The organism is Hydrocoleum sp. CS-953 (genome assembly GCF_002260545.1).
In the GTDB taxonomy this organism is placed as follows: Bacteria; Cyanobacteriota; Cyanobacteriia; order Cyanobacteriales; family Microcoleaceae; genus Trichodesmium.
Genome location: NZ_LGSU01000359.1, coordinates 1 through 2,862, shown reverse-complemented (window position 1 = coordinate 2,862; position 2,862 = coordinate 1). Strand labels below are relative to the sequence as shown.

Annotated in this window: 3 protein-coding genes; 2 read left to right on the top strand and 1 reads right to left on the bottom strand. The window is 36.8% G+C overall.

Annotation, left to right across the window (positions count from 1 at the left end; translation table 11 throughout):
- Positions 1 to 925 precede the first annotated feature (925 nt).
- Positions 926 to 1,465 carry an alpha/beta hydrolase gene (locus AFK68_RS03395; RefSeq protein ID WP_094671598.1) on the top strand — a complete coding sequence of 180 codons (540 nt, stop codon included), beginning with the start codon at positions 926 to 928 and terminating at the stop codon, positions 1,463 to 1,465.
- A gap of 2 nt (positions 1,466 to 1,467) precedes the next feature.
- Here AFK68_RS03395 and sipA read toward each other — a convergent pair whose 3' ends face one another.
- On the bottom strand, positions 1,468 to 1,761 hold the full coding sequence (sipA, locus tag AFK68_RS03390; RefSeq protein ID WP_094671597.1) for a regulatory protein SipA: 294 nt from the start codon (positions 1,759 to 1,761) through the stop codon (positions 1,468 to 1,470).
- Positions 1,762 to 2,375: 614 nt separating this feature from the next.
- Here sipA and rbfA point away from each other — a divergent pair.
- Positions 2,376 to 2,756 (top strand): 30S ribosome-binding factor RbfA, encoded by a 381-nt coding sequence (rbfA, locus tag AFK68_RS03385; protein ID WP_094671596.1) that lies wholly within the window; start codon positions 2,376 to 2,378, stop codon positions 2,754 to 2,756.
- Positions 2,757 to 2,862 lie beyond the last annotated feature (106 nt).

The window sequence follows — 2,862 nt, the reverse complement described above, 5'->3', positions numbered from 1 at the left end:
CATCTGGCCTTAGATAATGATCGGATAATATCAAATTCAAAAAATGCAGTTACATCTCAATTGATTATTTATTACTAGAATAAAAAAAATTAAATTCCATAAAGTATAAAAATCAAACATTTTTTCCTCTTTTTAATCGAGTTTTTCTTTCACTATCCTCTGTTATATATTCCCTGTTCCCTGGGGCGTGACTGTAGCAATATTTGATGGAATTGGTGTAAATAGGATTTATTAGAAAAGATTCTTATTAATTACCGAAAAATCAAGGTATAAAGCTTCTCACTCGCCGTGGAGAAACAAGCGGTCATTTAGCGTTCCGCACAACTTTCCGATAGGAAAGCTTTGCACCAGCAAAACACCATATCCAATCGACTAAGAGAGAAAAAATTTTCCTTTTATTCAATCCTCTTCCTTTTAGGTAGAGGTAATTATCAATTATCAATTATCAATTATTGAAGAGATATTTCCCAAAAAGAATTTAGGGAGATTATATGGAACATCCCTACAATGGTTTAAAAAAAGAAATATTCAATTTCTACAGATGTCTATGAAGAGAAAGTAATAACTAGACATCTCCAGAAAAGAGGGAACAGGGAATAGGGAAGAGGGAACAGGAAGAAAAAATAGATAATTTCGCATGGGAGAATTGATTTGATTTTTAATTTTTGGAGATGTCTACTAGACTAAATACACTAGGTGTTAGTGAAACACGGTATGAAATTCCTAAACTTATAACGTGTTTCTGCAGAGCTATTTTTGATGCAGAAAAAGCTCCTTTATAATTCCTGACTGCTGACTTCTATCAAATCATACTTTTGTTCACCAACCTCATACACTAATTAAATTTAATGTTTATAATCTAATCAAAACAAATAAATAAATATTATCATCAAGCTTAGATTAAAATCTAACTCAATATATAACCATGCAATTATCAAATCTGCTGTCCCGTAGTCCATTAATTATTGTGGGTGCTATTGCTGGAGTAATGCTTTCCCATCAAAGCGCGATCGCCACGAATAAAATCGTCATAGATTTATTTGGCCCAATAAAAGCATCAGTCAAAGTTAAGGATCTACGACAATTTGCAGAAACGGGCAAAACTACCAAAACAATTTCTCAAGCTCTAGGCATATCAAAAGTCAATCCTAATACAGTTCGTGGATTAATGACATTAGAAGTAGGAGCTGATGTTGCTAACCTAGCCAAAGTGCTGTATAGTAATCTAGGTCAAAATTTAACTAAAGGTGTCGCAGAAGTAGTTCAGACGAGACACAACTATGAAAGTGACAAAGCCCTACGTTCTGCCATTCTATTAGCAGCAGCAGATGACAACCGAATATCAGTGCTAGAAGTTCTGGAAAAATATCCTACCGAAGAAATGCACATTGATGTAGGTAAGATTAACGAAATCGTAGGAAAAGTTAAAGAAACTATTGGTAATTTAGGAGAACTACTCAATTAAATCTACGATTCTGAAGACGGAGTTATCTTATTGGTATCCTCATCAGTATTATGATCTGGCTGGGCAGTTCCCGAATCAACTGCCACAGCTTCTATATATTGACTATCCATCAGAAATGCTCCTTTCTCAAAACGAATAGCCCAATAATTTCCTGCTTTGCAACTTAAAATAGTTCCTACTTCACCCAAACGCACTACATTAGGGGGACGTAATATGGGCATCGATTCAGCAGTTTTGATGTAGGCTGGTTGAACTACTAATCTGACTTTCTGGCCAATAGAAAATTCATTTTCCATTTATTTACTCCCATAATATTTGCTTTTTTATTTCTTATCATAAATCTTGGTCGAAAACCTTCCCTATCGGTCATTTCAGTTAGCTTCCTAGGGTCTTCAATAATTGACAATTGATAATTGATAATGGATAATTACCTCTCCTTAAAAGGAAGAGGATTGAATAAAAGGAAAATAAATTCATTGTTTCTCCACGGCGAGTGAGAGGCTTTAAACCTTAATTATTCGGTAAATGGCTCTTGCAGAGAAGCTATACTACTGAATACTCCAGAAATGCTCTCCTACCTGCTCTATAGAAACCATTTAGTATCTTTGCCTTGATTAAATTTTGAGGAACGGAGTCGTATATGGAATAGAAGTAATATGAGAAAAAGGTTGAAAAATACTCCAATACACCTCCAATAGGCCATCTCCTTACCTCCCCCTCTCCCCAGACTCCCCACACTCCCGATCATATATCCCAAATGGGTTCTCCTGACTCCTGAGTCCCACCTTCACTCATAAGACTGTTTCAGCAAACCCTAATTAATTTTATCCAAGCTACAAAAAGCTCCCATAAGTCTATGGAAGGTATTAATATAGATATGGTGAGTATGAAATTGTAGGGGGTAATGATCATGGCTACAGGTCGTCGCGTTTCCCGGGTTGCTTCATTAATCAAGCAGGAAATCAGCCAGATGTTGCTCCATGGTATCAAAGATAATCGGGTAGGTATTGGTATGGTCAGTGTCACAGATGTAGATGTTTCTGGAGACTTACAACACGCTAAAATATTTGTAAGTATCTATGGGTCTGACCAAGTAAGGTCGGAAACTATGGCGGGTCTAAGGTCTGCCACTGGCTATGTCCGCAGTGAGTTAGGCCATAGAATACGTCTACGTCGAACTCCAGAAGTTATCTTTATCGAGGACCGCTCCCTAGAGCGTGGGACTGAAATTATATCACTGTTAAACCAACTTTCCCAAGAACGGCAACAACAGGAAACAATGGATAATTGATAATTGATAATTGATAATTGATAATTGATAATTACCTCTCCCTAAAAGCTATCCCTGATAAGGAACCCCTGAAACCCTTGTAGGAGGGTGGGGAGAGGGGGAGGAG